This window comes from Microbacterium sp. MYb72 (assembly GCF_002979415.1).
GTDB classification, from domain to species: Bacteria; Actinomycetota; Actinomycetes; order Actinomycetales; family Microbacteriaceae; genus Microbacterium; species Microbacterium natoriense.
In genome coordinates, this window is sequence record NZ_PCOT01000003.1 from 1 (window position 1) to 15,926 (window position 15,926).

The 15,926-nt window shown below is 64.6% G+C and carries 7 protein-coding genes and 1 tRNA gene; 7 read left to right on the top strand and 1 reads right to left on the bottom strand.

Annotated elements, in window-relative coordinates; translation table 11 throughout:
• The 5 genes from CQ047_RS02100 to rpoC all read left to right on the top strand — a co-directional run.
• A partial coding sequence (locus CQ047_RS02100) for an ABC transporter ATP-binding protein (RefSeq protein ID WP_105672632.1) occupies positions 1-1,183 on the top strand: 1,183 nt, incomplete at its 5' end.
• 152 nt (positions 1,184-1,335) lie between these two features.
• The gene (locus CQ047_RS02105) at positions 1,336-5,280 is read left to right on the top strand and encodes an NACHT domain-containing NTPase (RefSeq protein WP_146114249.1); all 3,945 of its coding nucleotides are present in this window, start codon (positions 1,336-1,338) and stop codon (positions 5,278-5,280) included.
• A gap of 180 nt (positions 5,281-5,460) precedes the next feature.
• Positions 5,461-6,069 carry a hypothetical protein gene (locus CQ047_RS02110; protein WP_105672634.1) on the top strand — a complete coding sequence of 203 codons (609 nt, stop codon included), beginning with the start codon at positions 5,461-5,463 and terminating at the stop codon, positions 6,067-6,069.
• A gap of 218 nt (positions 6,070-6,287) precedes the next feature.
• Entirely contained in the window at positions 6,288-9,788 is a 3,501-nt protein-coding gene (locus CQ047_RS02115; protein ID WP_105672635.1) for a DNA-directed RNA polymerase subunit beta, read from the top strand.
• An 86-nt stretch (positions 9,789-9,874) separates the two neighbouring features.
• Complete coding sequence (rpoC, locus tag CQ047_RS02120) at positions 9,875-13,750, top strand: DNA-directed RNA polymerase subunit beta' (protein WP_105672636.1); 3,876 nt, start codon at positions 9,875-9,877, stop codon at positions 13,748-13,750.
• Between the two features lie 286 nt (positions 13,751-14,036).
• Here the strand turns inward: rpoC and CQ047_RS02125 are convergent, their stop codons facing one another.
• Entirely contained in the window at positions 14,037-14,633 is a 597-nt protein-coding gene (locus tag CQ047_RS02125) for a hypothetical protein (protein WP_105672637.1), read from the bottom strand.
• Positions 14,634-14,716: 83 nt separating this feature from the next.
• Between CQ047_RS02125 and CQ047_RS02130 the strand changes: the two genes are divergently transcribed.
• Positions 14,717-15,634, top strand: a complete 918-nt coding sequence (locus tag CQ047_RS02130; protein WP_105672638.1) for a PfkB family carbohydrate kinase — start codon at positions 14,717-14,719, stop codon at positions 15,632-15,634.
• A 119-nt stretch (positions 15,635-15,753) separates the two neighbouring features.
• Positions 15,754-15,838 (top strand) — tRNA-Tyr (locus CQ047_RS02135).
• The last annotated feature ends 88 nt before the right edge of the window (positions 15,839-15,926 follow it).

The following is a 15,926-nucleotide window of genomic DNA, read 5'->3' on the forward strand; positions in this document are numbered from 1 at the left end:
CGCGGCGACGCGCTCGTCGAACGACATCAGCGTCGCCGCGACCGTCGCGGGCTACACGATCGCCGACGAACCGACCAGCGCCCTCGACGTGACGGTGCAGCAGACGATCCTCGACCAGATCGGGGCGATGACGCGCGAGCTCGGCACCGCCGTGCTGCTCATCACGCACGACCTCGGCCTCGCGGCCGAGCGGGCGGAGCGGGTCGTCGTGATGCACAGGGGCCGGGTCGTCGAGCAGGGTCCGGCGCGGCAGATCCTCGAGGATCCCCAGCATCCGTACACGCAGTCCCTGGTGAAGGCCGCGCCCTCCGTGGCCGCGGCGCGGCTGCGGCCGGAGGCCTTCGTGTCCGCCGCGAAGGAGCGCGAGGAGGAGGCCGAGGCGGAATCCGCTCCCGTGGACAACATCGTCGAGATCGAGAACCTCACGAAGGTCTACCCCGTCCGCGGTCGGGGCGAGGACTTCGTGGCGGTGAACGACGTCTCGCTCGCGATCCCGCGGGGGGAGACGGTCGCCATCGTGGGCGAGTCGGGGTCGGGCAAGACGACGACGGCGAGGATGCTGCTGAAGGTGATCGAGCCGACGAGCGGCCTGATCCGATTCGAGGGAAAGGACGTGTCGTCTCTGAGCAAGGCGGAGACGCGCGACTTCCGCCAGCGGGTGCAGCCGATCTTCCAGGACCCGTACTCGAGCCTGAACCCGATGTTCACGATCGAGCGTCTGATCGCCGAGCCCCTCGACTTCTACCGGAGGGGCAGCGGCGCCGATCGCCGCAAGCGCGTCCGTCAGCTCCTCGACGACGTGGCGCTGCCGCAGTCGATGCTGCGGCGGTACCCGTCGGAGCTCTCGGGCGGTCAGCGTCAACGCGTCGCGATCGCGAGGGCGCTCGCGCTCTCTCCGGATCTCATCGTGTGCGACGAGCCGGTGTCGGCGCTGGACGTGCTGGTGCAGGACCAGGTGCTCACGCTGCTGCGCGACCTCCAGAGCGAGTACGGCCTGAGCTATCTGTTCATCTCGCACGACCTCGCGGTGGTGCGGCTCATCAGCGACTACGTGTGCGTGATGAAGGACGGCTCGCTCGTGGAGGCGGCCTCCTCGGAGGAGATCTTCACCAACCCTCGCGATCCGTACACGCGGCGCCTGCTCGCGTCCATCCCGGGCAACGAGCTGAACATCGCGTCCTGAAGGGGCGCGGGCCGGTCCGGTCCGGTCCGACGATCCAACTGCAGCGGGCGACCTACGGCCGACAGAGCTCAGCCGGCGGCGTCGGCGAGTTCAGCGGATCGAATCGCAGGCGCAGTTTGACTACTGGGGGGATCACCGCCACGATCGGCAGTGTGACCTACGATCTGGATAATCTGGGCTGGAAAGAATTTGAGCACATGGTGCAGGCTCTGGCGACCAAGGCAATCGGCCCGCGCGTCTCGTCGTTCGGTGCTGGGGCCGATGGTGGCCGAGAGGCGACCTGGGATGGCGAGGCAGCTTCCCTTGGGGTTGCACCTGATTGGACTGGCTTTGGGGTAGTACAAGCCAAGTATTCTGAGTTTCCGGCTGCCCCTGCCGCAAATTATGACTGGATTGAGAAGGCGCTTTCTAAAGAGTTGCGAGACTGGGCGAAAGAGGGAAACGCTCGAATTCGAAAGCCAGACTTCATGTTGTTTGCGACAAACGTTCGACTTTCTCCTTCCCCTGGTGGAGGAAAGGATGCTATCCGCGACTCTTTGACGGAGACGATCAAGGAATTGCAACTGCCGATAAGGGACTTTCGGGTTTGGGACTTTGATGACATCTCTAGGCTACTTGATGATTCGTCCGACATCCGCCGAAGGTATGCGGCCTTCGTCACAGCGGGAGACGTTTTATCACAGATGCTCGATGCTGCAAGTGCGAGTGATCGGGAGACGTCAAGAGCGTTACGATCAGCGGCGGGGCGTTCGCTCATGGAGGACGCGCACATTGGTCTGACTCAAGCAGGTGCGATGGACGATACTCGAGTAACAATTGCCGATGTCTTCGTTGACCTCCCATTCGAGGCCGCAGGGTTCGATTGGGATCTGAGTGAGTACGACGGAGAGGCAACGAACGTCGGCTCGCTGTGGAATGAAGGGAGCGGCGTAGCCTCGGTCGATCCGGGTGCGGCAAGTTTCATCGTCGAGTCTCTTAACGTATCTCGCTCTGCGGGGACTGATCATAACCGACCGATACACACTGTTCTCGTCGGTGGTCCTGGACAGGGGAAGAGCACCATTACACAGTGGCTGGCGCAACTTTACAGGGTCGCCTTTCTCTCGGGGAGTGAGCTCGAAAAGAACGGCGACATCGCGCCTCTGATCGCGGAGGTGCGGAGTCGGGCCACAGAGGTGGGGATGCCATCGCTGCGGTCGAGACGCTGGCCGACACGGGTTGTCTTGACAGAGTTCGCCGACTTTATCGCGGCGAATGACGGTGCATCACTTCTTCACTTTATCGCTGACCAAATCAACATCGGGAGCGCGGTTCATATCGATACCATGGATCTCATTCGCTGGCTCGAGCGCTATCCATGGGTGGTTTTCATCGACGGGCTGGATGAGGTACCTGCGTCGAGCAACCGGGCGCAAGTCGTTCGTGCTATCAAGGAATTCCTCGTGGACGCATCAACAGTGGGGGGTGATGTCTCCATCGTTGCCACGACGAGACCTCAGGGCTACGCCAACGAGTTTCATGTCGACTCTTACGCTCACGTGCAGCTTGCGCCGCTCGACGTCACGACCGCACTCAAATGTGCTCACGCGCTGCTCGAAGTGCGATTTGTCGGAGCCCACGCAACTGTGGCTCGTGTGATGAGTCGTCTTGAGAAGGCATCGGAGGACGACAGCACCTTGAGGTTGTTCACGTCGCCGCTTCAGGTGACCATTCTGACCATTCTGCTCGAAAAGCTGGGTAAGGCTCCCGGAGATCGTTGGAGACTGTTCTCCGCGTACTACGACATCATCCTTAGTCGCGAGCAGGAGAAGTCCGGTGGGCTGAGCGAACTCTTGCAGCGCTACGAGTCGGACATCGCGGCCATTCACCGAATAGTCGGATACGAATTGCAGCAGCGTAGCTCGGAACCCGGCGAAACATCATCCGCCTTGACTAGGACCGAATTTGAAACCATTGCGCGAGACCGATTCGCCGCGCAAGGGCACGACGAGGTTGCGGTTAACGCGCTGATGTCCGACTTTACTCAGTTGGTCACTGATCGTCTTGTCTTCTTGACTTACGGAACGGCGGATAAGTTAGGTTTCGAACTTCGCAGTCTTCAGGAGTTCATGGCTGCGGAACACGTGATAAATTTCGCCGAAGCTTCAGTCCCTGAAGCGCTCCACAAGCTTGCCAGCAGCTCACATTGGCGCAACGTGGTGCTCTTCGCCGTGGGTGGAATATTCGCCAAGAAGGAGCATCTACGAGCCGAGGTAACCCTGCTCTGTGCCACTTTGAATCGCGAAAGCGAAGTGGAAACCGGCGTTCTGGTCGGAGCGGATCTGGCCGCCGATATCCTTGCGGATGGGAGTTGCGCGTCTATCCCAAAGTACGCCCGAGATCTTGCAGACACCGCGGCCGAGATTGTTTCCGCGCGGGCTGGGCAAAGGTTAAGGAAGCTCGCGGTACTGCGCGATACTTATTCCGAACAGGTGGTTAGAGACCGCGCAAGATCGATGACTCCGACAGATAGGCGCACTTGGTTGAACCGCGCTTTATTGCTTTCCCTTCTTGAAGAGGAGCGCGCTGACAGCGGCGAATACCTAGTCAATCTTGTGGGTCAAGCAAGTCCCGAGCTAGTGCGGGATCTGATCTACTACTCGTGGGTCGAAGGGAACTCCCGAATTGCCGAAGTCTGTAGCCCCTTCATCTGGGATGAAGCGCCATGGGACCTGCTAAGCATAAACGGTCATGGCTCGTATCGTCGAGTTGGATCGGCCCAAGATGATCAGCGCCCGCTTTGGGTTCAGCACTTCAGTGCCCTGACTTCGTATCGCAGCGGGGTGTGGCGCGAAGAACTGCAAAGCAGCGCAATCACGTTTTCCTTGACACCGCTCGGATCCGAGGCCGACGCATGGCGCTGGATCGAACAGACATGTCCACAGTCGGTGCCCGAGCTTCGTGCGATCGCATCGTTTGCGCTTCGGCCCAGTCAGTCCACGCTCTCAACGGCGCTACGTCTCCTGGCTTTGGTGGATGAAGAGCTCATTGTGAACTTTCGAGGAATGCCTTGGGTGCTCAGCGCTTGCATTCGCTTTGCGAAGTCGCGCTCGGGTGAAGACAGCGGGCCCGGAGGTGATTGGGCCGGGACCCTCAATTCGCTGTCGGAACTGGCGGAAGTGGGGGGACTCGGGTCATTCGAAGACTGGGTCGCTGCTGAGTCGGTGACTCCGCCCCAAAGTCCGCTAGAGCTGGGCCACATCGAGCAGTGGGCAGCTTCAGAGAGGCGCGACAGGCCGTTCGACGGCAAGTGTGCAATCACAGGCGTTCCTGTGGTTGGAACCGGGTTCCAGTTTCAAGGCGAGATTCGGTCGAGCGTGGAGCCAAATGCTGGATGGGCCAAACTCAAGCTGCTTGCGACAGCAGTGACGGAGACGAGTTCGGACAGTGAGCGGCTCTCTCCTGACGTCCGGCATCTCTTCGAGTTCATCTTGTCTCAGTATCTGCGAGGCATGTCGGAGGAAGAGGGTCTCGATGAACTCGGCAGCGCGTCTCTAGAATGGCTACTGCGATCACTCGTGGCGCAGCCTGAAAGCGTGCACCGCTGGGCGATTTGGCTCGCTAAGTGTTTCCGCTTGCGTGGCGTCACTCCGGCCGATCTAGATGCGATCCACAATCTGGGGTTGTCTCGGTGGGCTATCGGACGCGACTCGCGTGCCGAACTTCCAGTGCTTGAGCTACTCAGAATCTTCGAGAGTAGCCCTAGACATTGGGGGATCTTGCGGCTCGTTGCGCTGCACGACCCGCTTGCCGCACTTGGCGCAGCGAGTCTGTTGACTTCAGTGTCTGATGAAGAGCCGAGAGCAGTTGAACTTAGAACTGCGTTCTCGATCGCACAAGCACTCGACAGTCGCGACAGTGCGAGGGGTGGTCTGGACGCGGTGTTGAGCAAGGTCATGGGTGAGAGCAGTGGCTTCGACTTCGCTTGGTTGAGTCAGCAGATCAAGGTGAATCACAGATCGCCCGGGTTCCTGGCGGTGGCGACAGCGGCGTCTGATTACGCTCCGTGGCGTGCAACGGATCTGGACGATCTCTTGTGGTCAAGCGCCCTGGCATAACGCGGGATTCGGAGTTCGTTCCTTCGGTCGGCTCTGCTTGATCCGGGGGGGGAACGAGGTGAACCTCGCGTCCTGACGCCCCCCGGTCGAAACTCTCTTGCTGGGGTCTGCCGGTGCACTGGCGGACCCCAGCGGAAGAGGCTGACCCGGATGTCGGATCCTGTGGATAGGCTGAGCGGCATGCGCACCCAGCTCCGTTCCGCCGCCGTCCTGCTCGCCGCGTCGCTCGCGCTCACGGGGTGCTCGTCGGCCATCCCCGCCCCTGCGGGTTCTGACAAGCCGTCGGCGTCGGCATCCGAGTCCTCGGGCTCAGGGGCCTCCGAGCTGAGCGCCACGCCGTCGACCGGCCCCGTCATCACGGGATCCGCGTACACGTTCAACGCCCCTGAGGGGTGGTCGGTGCCCACGCAGGAGATCCCCAACTTCACGCCGGACAGCATCGTCGCCGACGTGGCGGATGCCGACGGCTTCGCCGACAACATGAACGTCGTGAAGTCGCCGGCCGGTGTGGTCACCGCCGACCAGGTCGAGTCCGCGGGCGTCGCCGAGCTGAAGGCGGCGGGCGCATCGAACGTGACGGTGAACCCCCGTCAGACCATCGCGGGCTCCGAGGCCGCGCACCTGTCGGCGGAGATGTCCGGCGGCGGCGTGACCGCAGCCATGGAGCAGTACTACCTGAGCAACGACGAGGCGACCTTCGTCGTCACGTTCTCGTTCAACAGCACGGTCGCCCAGGCCGATCGGGTCGCGCTCGCCGAGTCGGTGCTCGCCTCGTGGAAGTGGTCCTGACCCTCGCCTGAGCAGGGGAGCGGATGCCAATACCGCAGCATCCTGAATTGGTCAAGGATTTGACTTGCCATGTCGTGGAATCGCACGTATAGTTGGTAGTTGCGCTCGCTTCTCCGTGCCCTCATATGGTGGTCGGCATTCGTTGAGCTTCAGAGCGCGAACTCCACCTGACGACAAAGGAATCGAGAAGCCCTGCGGGGCTCACGGAGGTTATTCCCTTGGCTGCTGCTCGCAACGCATCCACATCCACCACCACCAAGAACGGACGCGGAGCATCCCGCCTCTCGTTCGCCAAGATCTCCGACACGCTGACTGTCCCCGACCTGCTCGCTCTGCAGACGGAGTCGTTCGGATGGCTCGTCGGCAACGACGCCTGGAAGGCGCGCGTCGCCGAGGCGAAGGCCGAGGGGCGCACCGACGTCAACGAGATCTCGGGCCTCGGAGAGATCTTCGAGGAGATCTCCCCGATCGAGGACCTCGGCGAGACGATGCAGCTCTCGTTCACGAACCCGTACCTCGAGCCGGAGAAGTACTCGATCGAGGAGTGCAAGGAGCGCGGCAAGACGTATGCCGCCCCGCTGTACGTCGAGGCCGAGTTCATGAACCACCTCACGGGTGAGATCAAGACCCAGACGGTCTTCATGGGCGACTTCCCGCTGCAGACCGACAAGGGCACGTTCATCATCAACGGCTCCGAGCGCGTCGTCGTGTCGCAGCTCGTCCGTTCGCCCGGTGTCTACTTCGACAAGACCCCCGACAAGACGTCCGACAAGGACATCGTGTCTGCGCGCGTGATCCCGAGCCGTGGTGCATGGCTCGAGTTCGAGATCGACAAGCGCGACCAGGTCGGCGTCCGCATCGACCGCAAGCGCAAGCAGTCGGTCACCGTCTTCCTCAAGGCCCTGGGCCTCACCAGCGAGGAGATCCTCGCCGAGTTCGCCGGCTTCCCCTCCATCGAGGAGACCCTGGCGAAGGACACCATCGTCACCAAGGAAGACGCGCTCCGCGACATCTACCGGAAGCTCCGTCCGGGCGAGCAGGTCGCCGCCGAGGCCGCCCGCGCGCTCCTGGACAACTTCTACTTCAACCCGAAGCGCTACGACCTGGCCAAGGTGGGTCGCTACAAGATCAACCACAAGCTGGGTCTCGACGCTCCGCTCACCGACTCGGTGCTGACCGTCGCCGACATCGTCGCGACGATCAAGTACCTGGTGCGCATCCACGCAGGCGTCGAGAGCTTCGACGGCATCCGCGGCGGCAAGCAGGCCGAGATCCGCATCGCCACCGACGACATCGACAACTTCGGCAACCGTCGCATCCGCGCGGTCGGCGAGCTGATCCAGAACCAGGTCCGCACGGGTCTGTCCCGCATGGAGCGCGTCGTCCGCGAGCGCATGACCACGCAGGACATCGAGGCCATCACGCCGCAGACCCTGATCAACGTGCGCCCCGTCGTCGCCGCGATCAAGGAGTTCTTCGGAACCTCGCAGCTGTCGCAGTTCATGGACCAGAACAACCCGCTCGCGGGTCTGACCAACAAGCGCCGTCTCTCGGCTCTCGGCCCCGGTGGTCTGAGCCGTGACCGCGCAGGCGTCGAGGTCCGTGACGTCCACCCGTCGCACTACGGCCGCATGTGCCCCATCGAGACCCCTGAAGGCCCGAACATCGGTCTGATCGGTGCTCTCGCGACGTTCGCGCGCATCAACTCGTTCGGGTTCATCGAGACCCCGTACCGCAAGGTCGAGGGCGGCGTCGTCACCGATCGCATCGACTACCTCACGGCATCCGAAGAGGTCGACTTCAACATCGCGCAGGCGAACGCCCCGCTCGACAAGAACGGCCGCTTCCGCGAGAGCCACGTCCTCGCACGCCCCAAGGGCGGCTCGGGCGAGGTGGACCTCTTCCTGCCCGAGGAGATCGGCTACATCGACGTCTCGCCGCGCCAGATGGTGTCGGTCGCGACCTCGCTCGTGCCCTTCCTCGAGCACGACGACGCACAGCGCGCACTCATGGGCGCCAACATGCAGCGTCAGGCTGTGCCGCTGCTCCGCAGCGACTCGCCGCTCGTCGGAACCGGTATGGAGGGCTACACGGCCATCGACGCCGGTGACGTGCTCACCGCCGAGAAGGCCGGTGTCGTCACCGAGGTCTCCGCGGACCGCGTCGTCGTCATGCTCGACGAGGGCGGAACGCAGGAGTACCACCTGCGCAAGTTCGACCGCTCCAACCAGGGCACGTCGTACAACCAGAAGGTCGTCGTCAACGCCGGTGAGCGCGTCGAGGTCGGAGAGGTCATCGCCGATGGCCCCGCCACCGAGAACGGTGAGCTGGCACTCGGAAAGAACCTCCTCGTCGCGTTCATGACGTGGGAGGGCTACAACTTCGAGGACGCGATCATCCTCAGCCAGGACCTGGTGAAGGACGACACCCTCTCCTCGATCCACATCGAGGAGTACGAGGTCGACGCCCGCGACACGAAGCTCGGCAAGGAGGAGATCACCCGTGACCTCCCCAACGTCAGCCCCGAGCTCCTGAAGGACCTCGACGAGCGCGGCATCATCCGCATCGGCGCCGAGGTCCGCCCCGGCGACATCCTCGTCGGCAAGGTCACGCCGAAGGGCGAGACCGAGCTGTCGGCCGAGGAGCGTCTGCTCCGCGCGATCTTCAACGAGAAGAGCCGCGAAGTCCGTGACACCTCCCTGAAGGTGCCCCACGGCGAGCAGGGCACGATCATCGCCGTCAAGGAGTTCAACGCCGAGGACGGCGACGACGAGCTCGGCTCCGGCGTCAACCGTCGCGTCGTGGTCTACATCGCCCAGAAGCGCAAGATCACCGAGGGTGACAAGCTCGCCGGCCGTCACGGCAACAAGGGCGTCATCGCGAAGATCCTCCCGATCGAGGACATGCCGTTCCTCGCGGACGGAACTCCCGTCGACATCGTCCTGAACCCGCTGGGCATCCCCGGTCGAATGAACTTCGGCCAGGTCCTGGAGACCCACCTCGGCTGGATCGCGAAGCAGGGCTGGAAGGTCGAGGGCACTCCGGAGTGGGCTGTGAAGCTCCCGAAGGACGCGTTCGAGGCCGCCCCCGGCACCAAGGTCGCCACCCCGGTGTTCGACGGTGCGAGCGAGGAGGAGATCGCAGGTCTTCTCGACGCGACCACCCCGACCCGCGACGGCGTGCGCCTGATCGACTCGAGCGGCAAGACGCAGCTGTTCGACGGTCGCTCCGGCGAGCCGTTCCCGGCGCCGATCTCGGTGGGCTACATGTACATCCTGAAGCTCCACCACCTGGTCGACGACAAGATCCACGCGCGTTCGACGGGTCCGTACTCGATGATCACCCAGCAGCCGCTCGGTGGTAAGGCGCAGTTCGGTGGACAGCGCTTCGGTGAGATGGAGGTGTGGGCCCTCGAGGCCTACGGCGCCGCGTACGCGCTCCAGGAGCTCCTCACGATCAAGTCCGACGACATCCTCGGCCGAGTCAAGGTGTACGAGGCGATCGTCAAGGGCGAGAACATCCAGGAGCCCGGCATCCCCGAGTCCTTCAAGGTGCTCATGAAGGAGATGCAGTCGCTCTGCCTGAACGTCGAGGTCCTCTCGGCGGACGGCACGGCTGTCAACCTCCGCGACACCGACGACGAGGCCTTCCGCGCAGCGGAGGAGCTCGGAATCAACATCTCCAGCCGCTTCGAGGCCGCCTCGATCGACGAGATCTAAGGTTCTGGCCGCTGCCCTGAGCGTCACGCCAGGGCAGCGGCCCACCTCCCCGATTTCTTCAGAAGAATTCCTACACAGGAGAATTTGTGCTCGAGTCAAACACTTTCGACGAGCTTCGCATCGGCCTGGCCACTGCGGACCACATCCGCGCGTGGTCGTACGGTGAGGTCAAGAAGCCCGAAACCATCAACTACCGCACCCTGAAGCCGGAGAAGGACGGTCTCTTCGGAGAGCAGATCTTCGGCCCCTCCCGCGACTGGGAGTGCGCCTGCGGCAAGTACAAGCGCGTCCGCTTCAAGGGCATCGTCTGCGAGCGCTGCGGCGTGGAGGTCACCAAGAGCTCCGTCCGTCGTGAGCGCATGGGCCACATCGAGCTCGCCGCGCCCGTCACGCACATCTGGTACTTCAAGGGTGTGCCCTCGCGTCTCGGCTACCTGCTCGACATGGCGCCGAAGGACCTCGAGAAGGTCATCTACTTCGCCGCCTACATGGTCATCTCGGTCGACGAGGATGCTCGTCACCGCGACCTGGGCACGCAGGAGAACAACATCCGCCTCGAGCTGAAGACGCTCGGCGACCGCCGCGACTCGAAGATCGCGGAGCGCCTTGCGAAGCTGGAGGAGGAGCTCGCCGCTCTCGAGGCGGAGGGCGCCAAGGCCGACGTCAAGAAGAAGGTCAAGGACGCCGCCGAGAAGGAGATGTCGCTCATCCGCAAGGGTGCCGACGAGGCGATCGCCAAGCTCGAGCGCGTGTGGGAGGACTTCCGCACGCTCGAGGTCGGCGCACTCCGCCCCGAGGACGACGTCTTCCACGAGCTGCAGGACCGCTTCGGCCAGTACTTCGAGGCCTACATGGGCGCCGAGTCGATCCAGCGCCGCCTGGCGGCCTTCGACCTCGCGGCCGAGGCTGAGAACCTGCACCTGCAGATCTCCGAGGGCAAGGGTCAGCGCAAGATCCGCGCGATCAAGCGCCTGAAGGTCGTCAACTCGTTCCTGGAGACCGGCATGAGCCCGGCCGCCATGGTCCTCGACGTCGTCCCGGTGATCCCGCCGGAGCTGCGCCCGATGGTGCAGCTCGACGGTGGCCGCTTCGCGACCTCCGACCTCAACGACCTCTACCGTCGTGTGATCAACCGCAACAACCGTCTTCGTCGTCTGATCGACCTCGGCGCCCCCGAGATCATCGTCAACAACGAGAAGCGGATGCTGCAGGAGGCCGTCGACGCACTGTTCGACAACGGTCGCCGTGGTCGCCCGGTCACGGGTACTGGCAACCGCGCCCTGAAGTCCCTCAGCGACATGCTGAAGGGCAAGCAGGGTCGCTTCCGCCAGAACCTGCTCGGCAAGCGCGTCGACTACTCCGGCCGTTCGGTCATCATCGTCGGCCCGCAGTTGAAGCTGCACCAGTGCGGTCTGCCCAAGCAGATGGCTCTGGAGCTCTTCAAGCCGTTCGTGATCAAGCGCCTGATCGACCTCGGTCACTCGCAGAACATCAAGGCTGCCAAGCGCGCCGTCGAGCGCACCCGTCCCGAGGTCTGGGACGTGCTCGAGGAGATCATCCGCGAGCGTCCGGTGCTGCTCAACCGTGCACCCACCCTGCACCGTCTCGGCATCCAGGCGTTCGAGCCTCAGCTCGTCGAGGGCAAGGCCATCCAGCTGCACCCGCTCGTCTGCGCGGCGTTCAACGCCGACTTCGACGGTGACCAGATGGCTGTGCACCTGCCGCTGTCGGTCGAGGCTCAGGCCGAGGCCCGCGTGCTGATGCTCGCGTCGAACAACATCCTGAAGCCGTCCGACGGCCGCCCGGTGACCCTGCCTTCGCAGGACATGATCATCGGTCTGCACCACCTGACCACGGTCAAGGAGGGCGCAGCCGGTGAGGGTCGTGCATTCGGTTCGGTGGGCGAGGCGATCCTGGCGAAGGACGAGGGCACCCTCGACCTGCAGGCCAAGGTCCGCATCCGCATCCCCGGTCTGACGTTCCTCGAGGGCGACGCTCCCGAGGGCTACGAGCGTCACGGTCTCGTCGACGCCTCGCTGGGTCAGGCGATCTTCAACGACACGCTGCCCAAGGGCTACCCGTTCGTCCGCGAGCAGGCTGACAAGAACAAGCTGTCGCAGATCGTCAACAAGCTGGCCGAGGAGTACCCCAAGGTCGAGACGGCTGCGTCGCTGGACCGCATCAAGGACGCCGGCTTCTACTGGGCCACGCGCTCCGGTGTGACCGTCGCCCTGAGCGACATCCTCACGCCGCCGAACAAGGCGGAGATCGTCGCGGGCTACGAGAAGCAGGCCGCGAAGGTCCAGTCGCAGTACGAGAAGGGTCTCACGACCGACTCGGAGCGTCGCCAGGAGCTCATCAAGATCTGGACTGAGGCGACCGACGAGGTCCAGGCCGCGATGAAGGCGAACTTCCCTGAGGACAACACCATCAACCGCATGGTGTCCTCGGGCGCCCGTGGTAACTGGCTGCAGATCCGCAACATCGCGGGTATGCGAGGCCTGGTGAACAACCCCAAGGGTGAGATCATCCCGCGTCCGATCATCTCCTCGTACCGCGAGGGTCTGTCGGTGGCGGAGTACTTCATCGCGACGCACGGTACCCGTAAGGGTCTGGCCGACACCGCTCTGCGTACCGCCGACTCGGGTTACCTGACCCGTCGTCTGGTGGACGTCTCGCAGGACGTCATCATCCGCGAAGAGGACTGCGGCACGTCGAAGGGCCTCGAGCTCCCGATCGCGGCTGCCAACTCGCAGGGTGAGCTGGTGCGCGACGCGAACGTCGAGAACTCGGTGTTCGCCCGCACGCTGGCCTCCGACGTCGTGAACGCGGCCGGCGAGGTCCTCGCCTCCGCTGGCGACGACGTGGGCGACGTGCTCATCGACAAGCTGGTCGCGGCGGGTGTCGAGACCATCAAGGTGCGCTCGGTCCTGACCTGCGACTCCGCTGTCGGTGTCTGCGCGCAGTGCTACGGCCGCTCGCTCGCGACCGGCAAGACCGTCGACATCGGCGAGGCCGTCGGCATCATCGCGGCCCAGTCGATCGGTGAGCCCGGTACCCAGCTGACGATGCGTACGTTCCACACCGGTGGTTCGGCATCGGCGGATGACATCACCCAGGGTCTGCCCCGTGTCCAGGAGCTCTTCGAGGCTCGTACCCCCAAGGGTGCGTCGCCGATCGCCGAGGCCGATGGACGCATCACGATCGACGAGACCGACAAGGCCAAGAAGGTCATCCTCACGCCCGACAACGGCGACGAGGCAGTGGTCTACCCGGTCCTGCGCCGCGCGACCCTCCTCGTCGAGGACGGGCAGCACGTCACGGTCGGTCAGCCGATCCTGGTGGGCACGCTCGACCCCAAGGAGGTCATGCGCGTCATGGGTGCCCGCGAGGTGCAGCGTTACCTCGTCAACGGCGTCCAGGGTGTGTACCGCTCGCAGGGTGTGCCGATCCACGACAAGCACATCGAGGTCATCGTCCGTCAGATGCTCCGCAAGGTCACCGTCGTCGATCACGCCGACACGACCCTGCTGCCGGGTGAGATGGTCGACCTCAAGCGCTACCAGGCGATCAACCGCGAGGCCGTGGCAGAGGGCAAGCGCCCCGCGTCGGGCCGTCCGGAGCTGATGGGTATCACGAAGGCGTCGCTCGCGACGGAGTCGTGGCTGTCGGCCGCATCCTTCCAGGAGACGACCCGCGTGCTCACGCAGGCCGCCATGGAGGGCAAGCGCGACCCGCTGGTCGGTCTCAAGGAGAACGTCATCATCGGTAAGCTCATCCCCGCCGGAACTGGTCTCTCGAAGTACCGCGACGTCACGGTCGAGGCCACCGAGGAAGCCAAGAGCGAGCGCTACCCGAACCGGATCTTCGCATCCGACGGCGCGTACGCGGACGGCGACTTCGGCTACGTCGACTTCGACGCGTTCTCGACGGACGACATCACGCCGGGCACGTACAACTGATTGAGGCGAGAGCCGGCGAGCTTGCTCGTCCGGCCGAGCCGATTGAGGTTGTCGAGCGACGGAGTCGCGAAGCAACTGACGTGCTGAGTGAGTGAGAAGGCCCCGGGCGATTCGCCCGGGGCCTTCTTCGTGCTCTGAGTCGCACCGTGAGGGGCCGAGAATCGTCGCCTCACGTGCCCCCGATCCGGCTTTCTCTGACTCCTCAGGGCGGATCGGCCGCGCGAGCGCGAGCGGCGCGGGAGATCGACCGGCGCTGGAGCAGGCGACGGGCGGAAGCGAGCGGGACTCAGTCGAAGAGCTTCGCGATGATGCTGGACGTGTAGCCGCTGGGAGCGAGGTTCGAGTACCGGGTGTCGATGAGCACGTCGTCGCGCCAGAACAGCGTGCGACCGTCGGTGACCGGGTACTGCGCGTTGGGCCAGGTCTTCTCACAGCGGGTGCCGTCGTCGGGCGTGAAGCAGCTGAAGCCCTCGTCGGACACGAGGCCGTTGAGCAGGTCGAGCGCGGGGCCGCGGTTCATGCGGGAGATCGTGGTGACCAGGCTCGTCGTGTCGGCGCCCGGGTCGGCCCAGATGCAGGTGAGGGTGCCGTTGGATCCGACGCCGGACGGGCCGAACGCCGCGTCGTTGAGCGGCACGCCGTCGAGCTGGGCGAGCACGTCCGCCGACAGGATCGCCCGGCAGTCGGTGGGCAGGGCGACGGATTTCGTCGTCGCGGTCGGGGAGGGGGATGCCGTGGGCGACGGCTTTCCGGACTCCTCTGCGGAGGAGGACGGCTTCGGGCTGCCGCTCGCTCCGCCGCCGCTGGACGCCGCGGGTCCGCATCCGGCGAGGACGGAGATGAAGAGCAGCGCGGCGGCTCCTGCGGCGATTCGAGCGTTCATGCGCTCACCGTACCGTCAGGAGTCGCCGGAGCGATACGGGACACAGCGTGTGCGTCGGAGGACGGCGCGGTAATGTCGGCGGGATGAGCACTGATTCTGCGGCTGAAGGACGCGTCGTCGTCATCGGCGATGCGCTGATCGACGAGATCCGCGATGGCGGCAACGTCCGCGAACTGGTCGGAGGGGCCGCGTTGAACGTGGCGGTGGGGCTGCGCCGGTTGGGGGTGCCGACGACGCTGATCGCGATGGTCGGCGATGACGAGCCGGGAGCGCATATCCGCGAGTACCTCGCCGACCACGACGTGCGACTGATCGCGAGCACCGCGCCGCACGGGTCCTCCCGGGCGATCGTCACCCGCTCGGCTGAGGGCGAACCGCAGTACGTCTTCAACGAGGCGGCGCAGCAGCGCAGCATCCGTTACTCCGACGAGGCCAGGGAGGCGATCTCCCAGGCCGATCTCGTGGTGGTCAGCTGCTTCCCGTTCGACGTGCCGGCGGAGACCGACGCGTTCGTGGAGGCGGTCACGGGCGCGCGTCTCGCCGTCGACCCGAACCCCCGAGCGGGCATGCTGAGCGACCGGGACGAGTTCGTGCGCGGATTCGAGCGCGTCGCCGCCGACGCCGCGATCGTGAAGGTCGGGGCGGATGACGCAGCCCTGCTGTACGACGGCGACCTCGATGCGCTGCGTGCGAGACTGCGAGGTCTCGGCACGCGGGCGGTGCTCGCGACGGCGGGGTCTCAGGGCGCGGTGATCGAGTCGGATGCCGGCGTCGTCAGCGCCCCGATCTCGACGCTACCCGGTCGGGTCGTCGACACCGTGGGGGCGGGCGATGCCACCCTCGCCGCAGTGGCCGCTGGTCTCGTGGCGGGAGAATCCGACTGGGCTGCGCTGCTGCGCAGAGCGATGGACGTGGCCGCTGCGACCTGCCGCATGGAGGGCGGGCTGCTGCGCACTCCGGAGTCTCTGGGCGACGCCGACCGCGGCGTGTACGGGAGCTGAAGCGCCGGCTCGGACGACCGGGGACCTGCCTCGATTCTCGATTTCTCTCCCCACGTTCCGACCGGTATGATTGACACTCGTGCCCCCGGTTGGCTGTCGAAGTTGGACGGGTGCGCAATGGCGAGTTACCCAAGCGGCCAAAGGGATCTGACTGTAAATCAGACTGCACTGCATTCGGGGGTTCGAATCCCTCACTCGCCACCACATGAAGGGCCTCGCGAAGCGGGGCCCTTCATTCATGCGTAGGGCGGACCGAGCAGCGAGCTATCCCGCATCGCCCCCACCCTCACCG

Excerpts from the sequence above, each read along its gene's own strand:
- CQ047_RS02110 (WP_105672634.1), top strand. The coding sequence starts at position 5,461 with ATGCGCACCCAGCTCCGTTCCGCCGCCGTCCTGCTCGCCGCGTCGCTC.
- CQ047_RS02130 (WP_105672638.1), top strand. The coding sequence starts at position 14,717 with ATGAGCACTGATTCTGCGGCTGAAGGACGCGTCGTCGTCATCGGCGAT.
- CQ047_RS02125 (WP_105672637.1), bottom strand. The coding sequence starts at position 14,633 with ATGAACGCTCGAATCGCCGCAGGAGCCGCCGCGCTGCTCTTCATCTCC.